The organism is Legionella sheltonii (assembly GCF_026191355.1).
Taxonomy (GTDB): domain Bacteria; phylum Pseudomonadota; class Gammaproteobacteria; order Legionellales; family Legionellaceae; genus Legionella; species Legionella sheltonii.
The window spans coordinates 135,685-151,707 of record NZ_JAPHOQ010000004.1 but is presented as its reverse complement, the minus strand read 5'-3'; the positions used below and the strand labels follow the sequence as shown (position 1 = coordinate 151,707).

Here is a 16,023-nt window from a genome sequence, read left to right as displayed (position 1 = left end):
AAAATGAAACAAATAAATTTAACAAAAAGAGTATTCCAGGATCCTATTTATTTTATTGCCTTTGGCTTTGGTAGTGGTTTAATGCCTACTGCTCCAGGCACTTGGGGAACATTGGCAGCAATACCTGTTTATTTGCTATTAATAGGCACTCATTGGGCAGTTTATCTTTTTTTTACCCTTGCCGCGTTCCTGCTAGGTGTCTGGGTTTGTGATAAAGTGACTCAAGATTTAGGTGTACACGACTATAAAGGGATTGTTTGGGATGAGGTTGTTGGGTATTTATTGACTATGTTCATGGCTCCTAAAGGATTATCCTGGATGATTTGTGGTTTTATTTTGTTTCGAATTTTTGATATCTGGAAACCTCAGCCCATTGATTATATCGATCAAAAAGTTCGTGGCGGTTTGGGCATTATGTTGGATGATGTCTTAGCTGCAGTGCCTTCTTGGATCTTGATGCAACTTTTAGCATGGAGTTTTGCTTAATGAATGAAAATCATAAAGAGCTCATTAGTATGGGCTTGACTATTGGAATTGTGGCTCTAAGTTTATTTATTATTCATCGATTTATCCCTTCACTGATATGGGCTTCCATAATTGTTATTGCATCTTATCCCTTATATGAAAAATGGCGTTACTTTTTTGGGAAAAAAGATAATCTCTCTGCTTTACTGTTTACAACCTTAATCGGATTGTTGTTTATTCTTCCCTTAAGTTGGTTGCTGGGACTTTTAATAAAAGAATTGCAAATATTTATTAACTTCTTGCAATCTTTAAATCAACAAGGAGGCGCTGCACCTGAGTTTCTTAAAGATTTTCCCTTTGTAGGCAATGACTTGGTACAGTATTGGGATGATAATATTGGCAAACCAGGAATGATTAAAAGTCTTTTGTCCAATGTTCATTTATCGTTAACCCCAACGAGCTACTATGTGAAAGAAATTGGTTCGAGTCTGGCACATCGAAGTGTTCAATTGGGTTTTACTCTTTTAAGTTTATTTTTCTTTTATCGTGATGGGGATCGGTTACTATTGCAGATTTACCAGGTGGGCGAATATTGTTTGGGAAAAAGATGGTTTCGATATGCAGACAGACTGCCTAGAGCATTGAGAGCCACAGTCAATGGAACCATTGTTGTCGGGCTTGGTGTAGGTATCTTAATGGGGATTTGTTACGGTCTAGTGGGTTTTCCTGCGCCCACGTTAGTCGGATTTATCACGGCACTTGCGGCAATGATTCCATTCGTCGTTCCTATCGTTTTTATTACAGTTGCAGTTATTTTATTTTCATTGGGCAGTATGATTAGTGCCATCGTTGTTTTGGTGTGGGGAACACTCGTTATGTTTGTTGCCGATCATTTTATCAAGCCCGCGCTAATTGGTGGTGCAATCGAATTGCCTTTTTTAGCTGTGTTATTTGGAATTCTAGGTGGTGTAGAAACTTTAGGGCTACTTGGTTTATTTGTGGGACCCTTAGTCATGGTCCTCTTTATGACTTTATGGCAAGAACCGCAAGTTTTATCTTCTACAAAAATACATCATTCGTAAAAAACACTACCTGCTTTCAGTAAAGGAAAAATATAGGTTTGCGCGAAGACCACTAGGACATTTGAACTACTTACGATTCTGCGGATAAGGAATCAGGTTGAATTGACCAGAAAGCAATTCAACCTGGATTTGGATTTCGTAACGATTATTTATAATTGCAATGATCAAATCGATAAACGATACCTACATCCCCCATCTGAACCTCTAGTTTGCCAAAATCATGCTTATTGCTTGTTGCTAAATAACGGTAGGAAGCATTTAATGCCCAATTTTCTTCAAAGTTAAAAGTGAGTCCGGCAGTTCCTTGGTAAGCAAATGCGCCTTTTTTTACATCAAGAAATGTTCCGCCAATAGGGCCTGTACCTGTGACTTTATCCTGCGCGTAAGCATAACCAATACCTACTCCTAGGAAGGGATAAATTGTTGGTAAGATGCCATCGGAAAAATCATAATAAATGTTCGCCATTCCTACGTTAGCATTCGATTTTCTTTGTAATTCGAGGAAGCCAAAATCAAATTCTTTATTCTCAGGCTGGATATAAGTATATTCCAATTCATAGCGAATAGGATTGCTTTGATAACCTAAACGTAGTCCTGCATTAAACCCATTATTTGTAAAGGTTTCAGAAACGGTAAAACCCAAAATAGTTGTCGATACTTTTTGAGATACATGAGCGTAACCTCCAAAGATGCTGGAATACCAACCATTTACTGGGGTTGCAGCTGCCGCAATACCACTTACGAATAAACTAGCAGAGAAAAATGCAAATTTCATAACATCCCTTTGTTGTTATTATTTTTTTGTGGAATCATGTTAACGTGTTACTTTAAATTTGCAAGTATTGGAAATGCATATTTTTGGAAAAGAGAAGCGTTAATGCGATTTTGGTTTGATATAAAGTTGTTTTTGCTTTAAAAAGTGACCTGTTATTCCACTTGATAAGTATTCCTCAATAAAATCATTATCAAAAATGACATTGATGTAATTTTGAATAGTTTACTAATCCTTTTGGCAGGATCTAGAACAAAGACTATACTTCCAACTGGCACTCTAAAAAATGCATTCAAAAAGTAATGACATGTCGTACTCAAATGAGTGCTACAAATAGCTTCTTAATGCAGTGATTTAAAGCGGGAATGAATCCAATTTTTTCTTTGAAATGCAAGTCCAAACTCTAAGTCAATGGAAAGTGATGATGTTTAGAGAGGGTTAATTATTATAATTTAGTGTGGTGTAGAAAAATTAACATGACTACATTCATGCAATCAATTTAGCATAATAATTTTCTACTTGTATCAAATTAACATTAATGCAAAGATAAATTTTTGCATCATGAAAAGGAGTTTCAAAAAATGCCAAAAAAAACCCCATTTAAAATAGCTAAAGAATTTGTTGAGCAAGTAATAGCGATACTTGCTAATGAGACAGTAGAAGGGCGTGAAAAGATAGTTGCCATTGCCCAAAGAGCAGAAAAGGAGTATCAACGACCTGTAAAATCATGGTTAACAGGCTGGGTTTATCAATTCACCAGAACACGTGGTGATAAAGTAGAACAATCGATTAATGTAATGGAAAACTTTCCTGATGCTTATACTCGATTACTCGAGTTTAAACTGATGATTAGTGAGGGGGAGTGGAATGTAGATAGTTCCTATAATTATTTCCTTTTTCGCCAGATAGCGGATGCTGTATACCTAGCTAACTCCGAGTTCCAACCGGTAGAAGAACATCTTATCCCTTCTTTTCTAAAGGCTCTCAAAAATGAAGTAATGGTAGAGGTCAACAGTTATTTGGCTCAGCGCAAACTTTCATTAGAAGACAAAAAAAATCGAGAATTAGAGTGTCAGGCAGCACATGAAAGTGCTCGCCAACTGGTTGAAAATGTAATGGTTTTTAATGATCTGGAAACTGCCAAAAATTATCAATCCAAACAACAAAACAAAATTATTTTTTCCCTTAGTTTTAACAATCAGCAATGGCATCTTTCTTGGGTCGATGTAACGGGTCAAGTTTATCCTCTTATTCCAGGTAAAGAGTTAGCGCAGAAATTGGCAACTCTAGAAGAAAAAGATATAGAAAAATTACATACCATCCATCTAAAACAAATTAAGAGAGAGTGTGTTAAAGCAAGAGAAGAATATGTTGCTAAGGTTAAAGTACATATTGATCCTGAATTGAGTAATGAGGATCTGATTCGAAATGGGATTACCTCCGCTTTTGTTTTGCGCCATCAAGAAACAGGGCCAAGCCTTTGGTGGATAAATAGTATGGGGGTTCCTCACCAAATTAGTTTCACTGATCATCCGGCAATGTCTTCCTGGTTAGCTCATCATCAAGGCTCATTTAGCGAAGCGGATGTGCTGCAATTAAAAGCTTATTTGTTGCAATTGAATACCAAACAGTCCATCGCTACTGCAACCCGCGATAAAATGAATGTCTTGTTGTCGAAAGTATTACAAAATAAAGGCAAACAGGAGCAACTTTTGGTTGATGAGCCTAATAAAGAAGAGAATAAAACGAAGGTACCTAAAATAAACATGAAGAAATTTGCCTTTCTTGAAGAAAATATGAAAGATCGCGTAAAAAAAATAGCTTCGCAGGATCCTGAACCTACAAAGAAAGTAGTTTCTGAATCAAAGCAAGAATGTGTTGAAGAAATTACCCCAGAGAAAAAGTCTAATAAGTTAGGACAAGATAGATATTCAGCACTGTCAGAGTTACCTACTTTTTGGCAACAACGTAAAAGGGGAATGGAAGAATCATTGGTCAATGAAGTCATCAATGAAAGTCGGCCTTTCAGTCATCCTTAATCTTATTTTGGCAAGGTGTAAAGTGAAACCAGGAATCATAGGTGAGGGTTCATTAGCCCTAATTAATACCCTCATCCGCCCTGGAGGGCACCTTCTCCCCATAGGGAGAAGGGAATTTCACTTAACTTAGTGAGGCTCTTACCCGTTCAAAAACCATTCGTGATAGGATAACGCCAGTCCTTACCAAAAGCAGTTGGACTGATTTTTATTCCTGGTGCAGATTGACGACGTTTGTATTCATTGCGTTTGATTAATTGAATTACTTTAGCCACAGTTTCTGGGGCAAAACCTTGCTGAATTATTTCTTCGGGAGTTAAGTATTTCTCCATATAGGCAACGATGATTGCATCCAGTATTGCATAGTCAGGTAAGCTGTCTTGATCGGTTTGATCGGCTCTTAATTCAGCGGATGGAGCACGAGTTAGGACTCGTTCGGGAATCACTTGTGACAGACGGTTACGGTAATGTGCCAGAGCATAAACTTGGGTTTTAAGTACATCTTTTAATACCGCAAATCCACCAGCCATATCTCCGTACAAGGTGGCATAGCCGACAGCAGATTCGCTTTTATTCGATGTTGTAAGTACCATTTTTCCTGTTTTGTTAGACAATGCCATAATCAACAAACCACGAATTCGTGCTTGAATGTTTTCTTCTGTGGTATCAGTTGGTAATCCTTTAAATTCGGGCTCGAGAGTAGTCATTAGCGCATCAAAAGCGGGTTCAATAGAGAGCATGGAATAGGATACATTTAAGTGTTTTATTTGTGTTAAAGCGTCTTCGTTACTCATTTGGGCTGTATAACGGGAAGGCATAAGAACCGCATGTACGCGCTCTGCGCCTAATGCATCAACTGCTACAGTCAACGTTAATGCTGAATCAATTCCTCCTGAAAGTCCAACAAGAACTCCAGGGAAATGATTTTTGTTGACATAATCTCGAGTGCCGCAAATCAATGCTTCATAGATTAATGGTTCAAAATCGAGAAGAGGGGTAATTGCTCCCTTCACCTGATTTGCCTGGACTTCAACCGTACGTAAATCCTCTTTAAATGCAGGAGACCGTGCGCAAATTCCACCATGAGAATCAATTGCTAATGATTGACCATCGAATAAGAGTTCATCCTGACCACCAATTTGATTTACATAGATTATAGATATACCCCGTTTGGCATAAGATTTAAGAAGGGCTTCTCTTTTTTGATATTTACTGTAATCAAATGGGGAGGCATTTAAAATGAGCAGTAATGAAATTCCATGTTCAATTAAATCTTCTGCAGGGCCTGGATGCCATAAATCTTCACAAATAATTACGCCTACTTTGCTGTTATTTATTTCCAAGAGGCATGGATTTTTTTTCCCTGGGGTAAAATAACGTGCTTCATCAAAAATTTCATAGTTTGGCAAATTTTGTTTATGGTATTCTGCAATTTTTTGTCCTTGATAAAAAATGCTCACGCTATTATATAGTCGTTGCCTATCCCGGCTTGGATGTCCAACAAGTACATAGCAGTCTTTTGTTGCCTCTTGAATTTGCTTTAAATGTTCGGTAACGGCTTGTTGAAACTCTTTGCGAAAGAGTAAATCTTCGGGGGGATAGCCAGTTAAAGCCAATTCAGGAAAGAGTATGACATGGTGATCTGCTTGTTTGCTTTTTATAACTTCGATGATTTTATCCCTGTTGGATGCTAAAGCGCCTACAGTCGGATTAATTTGTGCCATAAGTACAGTAAGCTTATTCTGCATGATATATACTCTATAAAGAACCCCAAGGTGTGGTAAACAGGATACCCTAATACAAAGAACCCTTAATTTAAAGATAAAAATGTTAATTAATCTAAAAATTGTCTAAAATAGACCCTTTGCCATTAAAAAATCACATTTATGTTAAATGAAGCACTCTCAAAAATGCCAGAAGTCTTTGAGGCCAAAATATTATTGCGTGGCCAAGAGTATTTTGAAAAGGGGCATGTGCTTAACATTCGTTTTAGTGATGGGCTTCTCAAAGGGCGGGTGAAAGGCAGTTCAAGTCAGATTTATGATGTACATATGGACTTGAAGGCCTGGCCAAAGAAATTGGCGCATTGTACTTGCACTTATCAATATAACTGCAAGCATGCTGCTGCGTGTTTGTTTGCTCTACGGGATCGAGAAAAGGACAGCTTACTCTCTTTGCCTGCCAATAAATTAGATAAAAAGCTCGATAGCTGGTTGAAGAATTTACGTGCTCAAGAAGCAGCAGTAGTGAAAACGACGGAAGTCACCCATCATTTAGTCTATCTCCTGGAACTAAGGCTTGATGGGCATGAACACCGGGTCGCGATTAAGTTGGCTTTGGCCAAGTTATTAAAGCGCGGTGGTTATGGAAAAATGATCACTTTTAACAGCCTTTCTGATTCTAAAAAACAGCATTTTGTTGGTGATGATAATGATCTGGTCGCACTGCTGTTGTTTAAATGCGGTGTTTCAGGGTGGTTTGATACATTAATCATACGCAATAGCGAATTGTTAGAACGAACCATTGCAACTGGCAGGGCTTTTTTTATACAAAATCAGCATGAGCCAATTCACCTGGGTGAGTCCATCCAAGGTACTTGTGAATGGGTGTTATCTCATAATGGAAGTCAGAACTTATTGTTAATGCATGAAGGGAATGCGCTTGACCCCATGCTGTTGGATGATAGTTGGTATTTTAATTATGCAGAAAGCAAAATGGGACGTTTAATTACCTCATATCCAATAAAGCAACTGGGTTATTTATTGCAAGCACCTCCAATTCCAATGGGACAGGCTGAATTATTAGCAGATAAAATGGCTAAAACATGTCCTGAATTCCCTGTGCCACGAGTTTTTGAACAACGAGAAATTCGCAACATAATGCCAGTACCTGTACTCATTTTAGATGCCGTGAGTGAATTTGACGAAGAATCTTCTTGGCTCTATGACACCGAAGAAGAACTGCAGGTTTTGTTTATTGCGCGTATTATTTTTGATTATGCGGGGTTAATGATTGCAGGTTCTGATGAAAGTGAAACGGTTGTTTGTCAGCAAGAAGGGGTTTTAATTGAATATGTGCGGCATAAAGATTTTGAAAAATCCAAATGGGATGAAGTACAGGAAATACTGGAGTTAAGAGTACCTAGGGCATGGGAGCATGAACAATGGGAAAAAATAAAACGAGCCGATTTTGTTTTGGAAAATATTCAGGTCGTCGCAGATTTAGAATTTCTTTATAGTCAATTAATTCCCGAGTTAGAAAGTCGTGGCTGGCGAGTTGAGCGTATTAGTTCTTTATATCAAGACGTAATTAGTGCTGACCAAGTTGAGTGGTATTCGGATCTCTCAGAAAGTACAACGGATTTTTTCTCATATCAATTAGGGATTTTGGTTGAGGGTAAACCGGTCAGTATCGTTCCTTTGGTAGCAGATTTAATTCAGCGTTATCGGGGGAATGACTTGGATAATCTGCCTGATACACAATTAGTCAAGTTGCCCTTGAATGATGGACGTGCTTTGCAGTTGGAAATGGGACGAATTAAACCATTAGTTCGATTGTTGCTGCAATTTGGCATACGTCATATTGATGGAAATCAACAGGTGCAAATCAACAAATATCAAATTATTTTGATGCGCGAAGCAGAGCTGGCTATTGCGGCAACCAAAACGCGTTGGCAAGGCGCTGAAACGTTAAGAGAACAAATAAGAAAGCTTTCGCAATTAACCCTTATTCCTGAAATACAACTGCCAACTGGCTTACAAACTCAGTTGAGGGATTATCAACGTCAAGGTTTAAATTGGCTGCAATTTTTAAGAGTATCTCATTTTAGTGGTATTCTGGCTGATGATATGGGATTAGGTAAAACAGTACAGACTTTAGCTCATTTGCAATATGAAAAAGAACAAGGACGTATTAAAACAGCAAGTTTAATCGTTGCACCAACCAGCCTTGTAGGAAATTGGCACGCCGAAGCAAAACGCTTTACCCCTAACTTAAACGTTTTAATTTATCATGGTTCTGAGCGCCATCAGGATAATTTTGATGACTATGACATCGTTGTTTCTACTTATGGATTAATTCACCGTGATAAAGATAAATTTATTTCTTATCCTTTTTATTATTTGATTTTGGATGAAGCGCAATTCATTAAAAATGCGCGCACTAAGACGACGCAGATCATTCAGCAATTGCATGCGACCCATCGTTTATGTCTGACTGGTACGCCTTTGGAAAATCACTTAGGTGAGTTGTGGTCTTTATTTCATTTCTTGATGCCAGGGTTATTGGGCGATGCAAAACAATTCCGACTATGGTTTAGAACCCCCATTGAAAAATACGCAGATTTGACCCGACGGGACATATTAATTAAAAGAGTGCAGCCTTTTATTTTAAGAAGGACAAAAAATCAGGTGGTTCGTGAATTACCACCCAAAACAGAAATGACACGAACCATAGAAATTATTGGCCCACAACGTGATCTGTATGAAGCGATTCGCATGAGTATGGAGAAAAAAGTTCGGGATGCAATTGCAAAGCAGGGATTGGGTAAAAGTCATATACTCCTTCTGGACGCGCTACTGAAGCTACGCCAAGTGTGTTGCGATCCCAGGCTTTTGTCTTTGTCTGAAGCCTCGATTGCACATGGGACCTCTGCCAAGCTCGAGGCGTTGATGGAATTATTGGATAATTTGGTGGGCGAGGGTAGGCGGGTTTTGGTTTTTTCACAATTTACTTCCATGTTGCAATTAATTGAAGAGGAGTTGCGTGCGAGAAATTATGATTATTTAAAGCTAACCGGGCAAACAGTCCATCGACAAGCAATGGTAGAAAAATTCCAAGAAGGAAAAACTCCAGTTTTTCTTATTAGTTTGAAAGCGGGAGGCACCGGACTTAACTTAACACGTGCTGATACAGTAATTCATTATGATCCTTGGTGGAATCCCGCCGTTGAAGATCAAGCAACCGATAGGAGTCATCGAATAGGTCAGGAAAACCCTGTTTTTGTCTATAAGCTTATTACCTTGGGTACGGTAGAGGAAGCTATTTTAGGGATGCAAGAGAAAAAGAGACAATTAGTTGAAGGCGTTTTATCCGCTGATCCTGCGAAAGCGATGACCTTGAGTGAAGAAGATATAGAACACCTATTTATGCCATTGAGTTAATAAATCCCGTCAATCCCGCAGCGCGTGAACGGCATGCTGTAGCTCAGGGTTATGATTGAAAATCGCCGCTATACTCAGGATGATGGTAAAAAGATCCTGAGTTTCGGTTTGTCAAACTCAGCTTCCAAATCACAAAAGTATTCGGACACCCATTCTCTTTTTAAAATTTATTGCATTAAAAACTGGCATAGTTCTCATTCATGGCATAAGCTATTAAATGATTGTAAACATGGAGAAAATTATGAACTTATGGAAGCTCGCTTGTGGTTTTTTTGTTGCTGTTATTTATTTGCCTGCAGCACTAGCCGCATCTCAAGCACCAGTAGGTAATTGGGTCACAATTGATGATAAAACAGGTAAAAAAAGAGCACTTGTCACCATTAGTGAATCTGGTGGAGAGCTGAGTGCAGTCATCGATAAGGTATTCCCACAACCTGGTGATACTGGAATTTGTGAGAAATGTCCAGGTGGTTTTAAAGGCAAGAAAATCCAAGGATTGCAATTTATGTGGGGTTTGAAGAGCGAAGGTGAGAATGAATGGGGCGGTGGCTCTATTTTAGATCCTAAGTCAGGTAAAATCTATCGTGCAAAACTGACAGTCCAAGGAAATAAACTCTTAGTCAGAGGATATGTAGGTATTTCTTTATTAGGTCGTACTCAAGTATGGCAAAAACAATAACCGCCTCAAATACATCCCGAACAGTTTTGTTCGGGATGATATCTTGCAAAGTAGAGATAATTCACTACTTCAAAGAGTCAAGAATAATGACTATTTGTCAAAAGCACATTACAATAGCCTGTTCTAAATAGTCATTGTGTCATTACTATGTATGATCTGCAAAATTCCAAAAAGTCAGTTGATCCTTTGAAACGCCCACCTCATTCAGTAGAGGCGGAACAATCCATTATTGGTGGATTAATGTTGGACAATCAGGTTTGGGACAAAGTCAGCAATAAATTATGCGAAGCAGATTTTTACCGCACTGAGCATCGAATTTTGTTTCGAGCAATTTCTTCTTTGGTAAAGAAAGATCAGCCATTTGATGTAGTGACGTTGCTTGATGCATTAAAGTCTCATAATGAGTTGGATGATGCTGGTGGTGAGGCCTATTTGTTTGAACTGGCTAATAATACTCCCAGCGTTGCTAACGTGTCTGCTTATGCTGATATTGTTCGTGAAAAATCAGTGCAGAGGCAGCTCATTAATGTCGCTACTGAAATCGCGGATTCAGCATATAATCCCGGGGGTAGACAAGTTCCAGAGCTATTGGACATGGCCGAAACCAAAGTTTTTGCTATAGGCGAGCAAACAGCTGGTGATGGTGGACCTGAAAATATAAAATCAATCTTGGTTCGTGCAGTAGAAAAAATTGATGCCCTCTATCATAACGGCGATGCAATTACAGGGCTTGCTACGGGCTTGTCCGATTTAGATGAAATGACATCCGGTTTACAGCCTGCCGATTTAGTTATCGTAGCGGGTCGTCCTTCCATGGGTAAAACAACACTAGTTATGAATATGGCAGAGCATGCTGCAATAAAATCTGGAAAACCCGTTCTTGTTTTTTCTATGGAAATGCCCGCAGATTCTTTGGCAATGAGGATGATGTCTTCTTTAGGACGTATTGATCAGCATAAGATTAGAACAGGTAAACTGGATGATGACGATTGGCCTCGTGTCACTTCAGCAGTGCATATGCTTTCAGAGGCTCCTTTATTTATTGATGATACCCCCGCTTTGAGCCCAGGGGAAATGCGTGCGCGAGCCAGAAGATTAGCAAAAGATCAAGGGAGCAACTTGGGCCTAATTGTGGTGGATTATTTGCAATTAATGAAAGTGCCAGGATTTGGTGCAGATAATCGAACGGCAGAGATCTCTGAAATTTCACGCAGTCTTAAGTCGCTTGCAAAAGAGTTACAAGTACCGGTTATTGCCTTATCTCAGTTGAACCGTAGCTTGGAGCAACGAGCAGATAAACGGCCAGTCATGTCTGATTTACGTGAATCGGGTGCAATTGAGCAAGATGCTGATTTAATTTGTTTTATTTATAGGGATGAAGTTTATAATGAAGATAGTCCCGATAAAGGTACAGCAGAAATTATAGTTGCCAAGCAAAGGAATGGCCCTATTGGTAAAGTGCGTGTCGCCTTCATCGGTAAATACACTCGTTTTGAAGATTTAGCATATAATGGTTATCAAGGGGTAGACTAAAGTGTCCAGACCTACCAGATTGGTGATAGAGTCCAATGCGTTACACCATAATTTAGCACGAATAAGACGTTTGGCTCCTGGCAAAAAAATAATTGCGATGGTCAAGGCCAATGCCTATGGCTGCGGTGTGCATGTGGTAGCACCCATATTGGAAGGACACGTAGATGCTTTTGGGGTGGCATGTATTGAGGAAGCGATGGTTCTTCGCAAAATAGGAATTCGTACTCATTGCATTCTGTTCCAGGGAGTCTTTAGTCCCGATGAGTTTAGGGCGGTAGCTCAGTACCAATTTGGTTGCGTCATTCACCAACCTCATCAAATTCAATGGCTTTTAAATACTCCACTCGATACGCCTATCAAATTATGGATTAAAGTAAATACGGGTATGCATCGTTTGGGTTTTAAAATCCATGAGTTGCAAGGAGTGATGGATGCATTGAAAGCTTGCCCTTGGGTGGATCAAAATATTGGCTTGATGACTCACTTAGCCTGTGCGGATGAGCCAGAACGTATAGAGAATTTTCAACAAATTTCTTTATTTGAGAGTATTTCTGTTGCTGGATTTAGCCAGCGCAGTATCGCTAATTCAGCCGCTATTATTTCTTTTCCTCAGACTCATGCTGATGTGGTCAGACCGGGTATTATGCTTTATGGTGTATCCCCATTTGCTAATCAGACCGCGCTTGATCTAGGATTACTTCCCGTAATGCGTTTTGTTTCTGCAATCAGTGCAGTTCATTATAATCCGCCATTAGCGCAGGTGGGTTATGGGGGTATTTGGAAAAGCGAAAAAGCTTCAATTATTGGTATTGTTGCTGCGGGTTATGGCGATGGTTATCCACGACATATCGCAGCGAATACACCCGTTTGGGTTCAAGGTAAAGAAGTTCCTATTGTAGGGCGCGTCTCAATGGATATGCTTGCTGTGGATTTAACTGACCATCCAGAAGTTAAACCTGGGGCACCTGTTGAGCTTTGGGGTACGCATGTTTTAGTTGAGCGAATCGCACAAGCAGCAGGGACCTCAGGTTATGAATTGTTATGTCAGATTTCTGAGCGAGTACGCCACGATTAGTTAATTCTATGCCTATTGTGGCTGATGCAGTGCAGCGAATAACCAAAGTCCCTTCTCCCCGCATGGAGAGGGGATTCTTTTTAAAGTAACAGCAGAGTTAGTCTTCGGCATTCGGGTTATAAAGCATAGATTTTCTAGAGGTATGGATAATAACTGAACGTGATGCTAGAATTGAAACCGATTTTATAATCCTTTTAATTGGGTGATATGTGATGAAAAAAATAGCTATTGCATCATTGTCTTTGTTGTTGGTTGGATGTGCACCAATGAATAATCAAGACGTAGGTACTCTCTCTGGAGGGGTTATTGGCGGATTAATTGGAAGCCAATTTGGTGGTGGCCCAGCAGCTAAATTGGCTGCAACAGCAGGTGGTGCCATTGCTGGTGCTTACATAGGTGGTCAAATTGGAAAGACTATGGATAAAGTGGATAGAATGGAAATGCAACGTGCCTTAGAAACTGCACCAACTGGTAAGGCTGTAACCTGGTCAAACCCAGATACTGGAAATAGATATACAGTACAGCCCACTCGTACCTATTATCGTGAACATTTACCTTGTCGTGAGTATTACACTAAGGCCATTATTGATGGAAGACCACAAACATTACGTGGTAGTGCATGTCGCCAGCCAGATGGCACTTGGCATGTTGTAAACTAAAATCAATTCAAACCATGTCGTTTAGCCTGGGTAAAGCCCAGGCTACACTATCAAGTCTTATTTCACTTCTTTAGTCTTTTTGTCACAACATACACATTTGCAACAATTAAATAAATTGTACAACCAGGCAATAATAAAACCCATGATGAAGGCATCAATAAAACCTATAACACCTCCCATGATACTTCCTTTAATTGAGGGAGCATATCCGGGATATAAAGAACCTACAGCGACTACAAAAGCATGCCCATACGTATAATAATATGCAAGCAAGCCCATCAACAAAATAGACACACCCCATAAAACTCCAAATGCAAGACCTAGAGCCAAAGGGTTTAATTTGCAACCGTTCATATCCGTTTCTCCTTTATACTGTCCTATAAATCGTTGCCTGGGCGCAGCGAAGCGAAACCCAGGAATGCATTTACCCGGGTTTCGCTGCGCTGCCCCCGGGTTACAAAACTGTAAAAAGTGAAATGAATTCAATTGATTCTAAAAAAAGTATAGCCTACTGTACTGAGTTAACTAACAATTTCTCACAAATTGAAAAATATAAAGCCTCTAATTGATATAAATCACTTAAGGAAACACATTCGTTCACTTGATGAATGGTGGCATTAACTGGTCCTAGCTCTACTACTTCAACTCCATAGGGGGCAATGAAACGACCATCAGATGTCCCTCCACTTGTGGAAAGTTCTGGAGCGTTTTTTGTAAGCTCGACAATGGCTTCTTTACAGCTGTCCAGAAGTGCTCCTTGAGCGGTTAAGAAAGGCTCGCCACTGAGGCGCCATTCAATAGTGGGGTTCAGATCGTGTTCTTGAAAAGTCGTTGCAACTTTCTCTTTTAACATGCTATGGGTTTGTTCGGTTGAATATCTAAAATTTAGGTGTAAAACCAGTTCCCCAGGAATTATATTGGGAGCCTGTCCTCCTGATTGAAGATGAGTAATTTGCATGGATGTCGGTGGGAAATGCAGGTTACCTTGATCCCAGAGTGTTGTCGTCAGTTTGGCTAATACGGGACTAATTTTATGTATTGGATTATCTGCCAAGTGCGGGTAGGCAACATGACCTTGCTTTCCGTGTAGGGCAATTTTTGCGCTTAAGGAACCACGTCTGCCAATTTTAAGCACATCGCCTACTTTATGTGTACTTGAAGGTTCACCTACAATGCAATAATCAATATGAATATCTTGATTTTTTAGACGCTCCATGACATAAGGCGTGCCCATATCGTAATCATTACCTTCCTCGCCACTGGTAATAAGAAATCCTAATCTTCCTCTAAACTTAGGATATGTTTTAACAAATCGTTGCGCCATAAGCAGCATGCAGGCAAGGCTTCCCTTCATATCAGCAACACCACGACCAAAAAGCATCCCATTTTTACTTTCTACTACAAATGGATTGGATAACCATTTTGTCGCCTCACCAACAGGAACTACATCAGTATGACCCGCAAAGACCAGGAGGGGGCCTGATTCCCCATACAAAGCAAAGAAATTGGAAACAGGGCCTTTATTCATCCGCTGGCAAGTAAATCCAATGTGTTCTAAAAATTGGATCATAAACTCCTGACAGCCTGCATCTTCTGGTGTAATCGATGGAAAGCTAACAAGTTTGGCTAAAATTTCTTGTAAGTCTTCGAAAAAATGAGGTGTTACTGATTCAGTCATTTTATCCTGCTCTCAATAATTCATTAATGCTTACTTTGGCTCTTGTCTTTTCATCTACTTGTTTGACAATGACCGCACAATACAAGCTGTAGCTTTTATCTTCACTGGGTAAACTTCCTGCAACGACAACGGAACCAGCGGGAATACGACCATAAGTAATTTCTCCAGTAAGGCGATTATATATTTTAGTGCTTTGTCCTAAATATACTCCCATGGATAAGACTGAATTTCGTTCGACAATCACCCCTTCGACCACTTCAGAGCGAGCACCAATAAAGCAGTTGTCTTCAATTATTGTTGGATTAGCCTGTAATGGCTCCAGAACGCCGCCAATACCTACTCCACCTGATAAATGTACGTTTTTACCAATTTGCGCACAAGAACCTACAGTTGCCCATGTATCAACCATGACACCTTCATCAATATATGCACCTACATTGACATAAGATGGCATTAAAACACAGTTTTTCGCGATGTATGCCCCTTTGCGCACCATGGCGTGAGGAACTACGCGGACTCCAGTTTGTTTAAATTGTTCTTCTGTATAGTTATTGAATTTGAGGGGAACTTTGTCATAAAACTGACAAAAACCTGAATCAATCACTTGATTTGGATAAAGTTTAAAAGATAAAAGAACTGCTTTTTTTATCCATTGATGTACTACCCATTGCTCATTTATTTTTTCTGCAACACGGTATTGGCCACTATCGAGGCAAGAAAGTACTTCATTCACTGCGGTAATGAGTTCTTGAGAGGCTGTATCAATGGATAGCGTTTGACGTTGGTCAAAAGCGTGTTCAATTATAGATTGTAAGGTTTGCATCTATTTTTCCCATATCATATTGTAGCCTGGGTGCTGCGCAGCGGGACCCGAGGAGTTAT

At 39.6% G+C, this 16,023-nt stretch carries 13 protein-coding genes; 8 read left to right on the top strand and 5 right to left on the bottom strand.

Features of this window, described 5'->3' with window-relative positions; genetic code table 11:
- Positions 1-3 precede the first annotated feature (3 nt).
- Both OQJ26_RS05875 and OQJ26_RS05870 read left to right on the top strand, forming a co-directional pair.
- Positions 4-486: a phosphatidylglycerophosphatase A family protein gene (locus tag OQJ26_RS05875; protein ID WP_265702959.1), complete on the top strand. Its 483-nt coding sequence runs from the start codon at positions 4-6 to the stop codon at positions 484-486.
- The gene (locus OQJ26_RS05870) at positions 486-1,547 is read left to right on the top strand and encodes an AI-2E family transporter (RefSeq protein ID WP_265702958.1); all 1,062 of its coding nucleotides are present in this window, start codon (positions 486-488) and stop codon (positions 1,545-1,547) included. Before OQJ26_RS05875 ends, OQJ26_RS05870 begins: the two co-directional genes overlap by 1 nt.
- Before the next feature lie 145 nt (positions 1,548-1,692).
- On the opposite strand, the gene OQJ26_RS05865 is transcribed toward OQJ26_RS05870, so the two are convergent.
- Positions 1,693-2,322: an outer membrane protein gene (locus tag OQJ26_RS05865; RefSeq protein ID WP_265702957.1), complete on the bottom strand. Its 630-nt coding sequence runs from the start codon at positions 2,320-2,322 to the stop codon at positions 1,693-1,695.
- A gap of 578 nt (positions 2,323-2,900) precedes the next feature.
- Here OQJ26_RS05865 and OQJ26_RS05860 point away from each other — a divergent pair.
- Positions 2,901-4,358, top strand: a complete 1,458-nt coding sequence (locus OQJ26_RS05860; RefSeq protein ID WP_265702956.1) for a hypothetical protein — start codon at positions 2,901-2,903, stop codon at positions 4,356-4,358.
- Between the two features lie 146 nt (positions 4,359-4,504).
- On the opposite strand, the gene OQJ26_RS05855 is transcribed toward OQJ26_RS05860, so the two are convergent.
- Positions 4,505-6,103: an NAD+ synthase gene (locus tag OQJ26_RS05855; RefSeq protein WP_265702955.1), complete on the bottom strand. Its 1,599-nt coding sequence runs from the start codon at positions 6,101-6,103 to the stop codon at positions 4,505-4,507.
- A 138-nt stretch (positions 6,104-6,241) separates the two neighbouring features.
- On the opposite strand from OQJ26_RS05855, the gene OQJ26_RS05850 reads away from it, so the two are divergent.
- The 5 genes from OQJ26_RS05850 to OQJ26_RS05830 all read left to right on the top strand — a co-directional run bounded on the left by OQJ26_RS05850 (position 6,242) and on the right by OQJ26_RS05830 (position 13,463).
- Complete coding sequence (locus OQJ26_RS05850) at positions 6,242-9,517, top strand: DEAD/DEAH box helicase (RefSeq protein ID WP_265702954.1); 3,276 nt, start codon at positions 6,242-6,244, stop codon at positions 9,515-9,517.
- Between the two features lie 241 nt (positions 9,518-9,758).
- Positions 9,759-10,196 carry a DUF2147 domain-containing protein gene (locus OQJ26_RS05845; protein WP_265702953.1) on the top strand — a complete coding sequence of 146 codons (438 nt, stop codon included), beginning with the start codon at positions 9,759-9,761 and terminating at the stop codon, positions 10,194-10,196.
- Between the two features lie 147 nt (positions 10,197-10,343).
- Positions 10,344-11,729, top strand: a complete 1,386-nt coding sequence (gene dnaB, locus OQJ26_RS05840) for a replicative DNA helicase (RefSeq protein ID WP_265702952.1) — start codon at positions 10,344-10,346, stop codon at positions 11,727-11,729.
- 1 nt (position 11,730) lies between these two features.
- Positions 11,731-12,804 (top strand): alanine racemase, encoded by a 1,074-nt coding sequence (gene alr / locus OQJ26_RS05835; RefSeq protein ID WP_265702951.1) that lies wholly within the window; start codon positions 11,731-11,733, stop codon positions 12,802-12,804.
- A 212-nt stretch (positions 12,805-13,016) separates the two neighbouring features.
- The gene (locus tag OQJ26_RS05830; protein WP_028382226.1) at positions 13,017-13,463 is read left to right on the top strand and encodes an RT0821/Lpp0805 family surface protein; all 447 of its coding nucleotides are present in this window, start codon (positions 13,017-13,019) and stop codon (positions 13,461-13,463) included.
- A gap of 57 nt (positions 13,464-13,520) precedes the next feature.
- Here the strand turns inward: OQJ26_RS05830 and OQJ26_RS05825 are convergent, their stop codons facing one another.
- From OQJ26_RS05825 to dapD, 3 genes are all read right to left on the bottom strand, one after another.
- On the bottom strand, positions 13,521-13,817 hold the full coding sequence (locus OQJ26_RS05825; protein ID WP_265702950.1) for a bacteriophage holin: 297 nt from the start codon (positions 13,815-13,817) through the stop codon (positions 13,521-13,523).
- Positions 13,818-13,971: 154 nt separating this feature from the next.
- Positions 13,972-15,141 (bottom strand): succinyl-diaminopimelate desuccinylase, encoded by a 1,170-nt coding sequence (gene dapE / locus OQJ26_RS05820; RefSeq protein ID WP_265702949.1) that lies wholly within the window; start codon positions 15,139-15,141, stop codon positions 13,972-13,974.
- Position 15,142: 1 nt separating this feature from the next.
- Entirely contained in the window at positions 15,143-15,964 is an 822-nt protein-coding gene (gene dapD / locus OQJ26_RS05815; protein WP_265702948.1) for a 2,3,4,5-tetrahydropyridine-2,6-dicarboxylate N-succinyltransferase, read from the bottom strand.
- Between the last annotated feature and the right edge of the window lie 59 nt (positions 15,965-16,023).

Coding starts and splice junctions, on each gene's coding strand:
- OQJ26_RS05860 (WP_265702956.1), top strand. CDS start 2,901: ATGCCAAAAAAAACCCCATTTAAAATAGCTAAAGAATTTGTTGAGCAA.
- OQJ26_RS05855 (WP_265702955.1), bottom strand. CDS start 6,103: ATGCAGAATAAGCTTACTGTACTTATGGCACAAATTAATCCGACTGTA.
- OQJ26_RS05850 (WP_265702954.1), top strand. CDS start 6,242: ATGTTAAATGAAGCACTCTCAAAAATGCCAGAAGTCTTTGAGGCCAAA.
- OQJ26_RS05830 (WP_028382226.1), top strand. CDS start 13,017: ATGAAAAAAATAGCTATTGCATCATTGTCTTTGTTGTTGGTTGGATGT.
- OQJ26_RS05865 (WP_265702957.1), bottom strand. CDS start 2,322: ATGAAATTTGCATTTTTCTCTGCTAGTTTATTCGTAAGTGGTATTGCG.
- dnaB (WP_265702952.1), top strand. CDS start 10,344: ATGTATGATCTGCAAAATTCCAAAAAGTCAGTTGATCCTTTGAAACGC.
- OQJ26_RS05845 (WP_265702953.1), top strand. CDS start 9,759: ATGAACTTATGGAAGCTCGCTTGTGGTTTTTTTGTTGCTGTTATTTAT.
- dapE (WP_265702949.1), bottom strand. CDS start 15,141: ATGACTGAATCAGTAACACCTCATTTTTTCGAAGACTTACAAGAAATT.
- dapD (WP_265702948.1), bottom strand. CDS start 15,964: ATGCAAACCTTACAATCTATAATTGAACACGCTTTTGACCAACGTCAA.
- OQJ26_RS05875 (WP_265702959.1), top strand. CDS start 4: ATGAAACAAATAAATTTAACAAAAAGAGTATTCCAGGATCCTATTTAT.
- OQJ26_RS05870 (WP_265702958.1), top strand. CDS start 486: ATGAATGAAAATCATAAAGAGCTCATTAGTATGGGCTTGACTATTGGA.
- OQJ26_RS05825 (WP_265702950.1), bottom strand. CDS start 13,817: ATGAACGGTTGCAAATTAAACCCTTTGGCTCTAGGTCTTGCATTTGGA.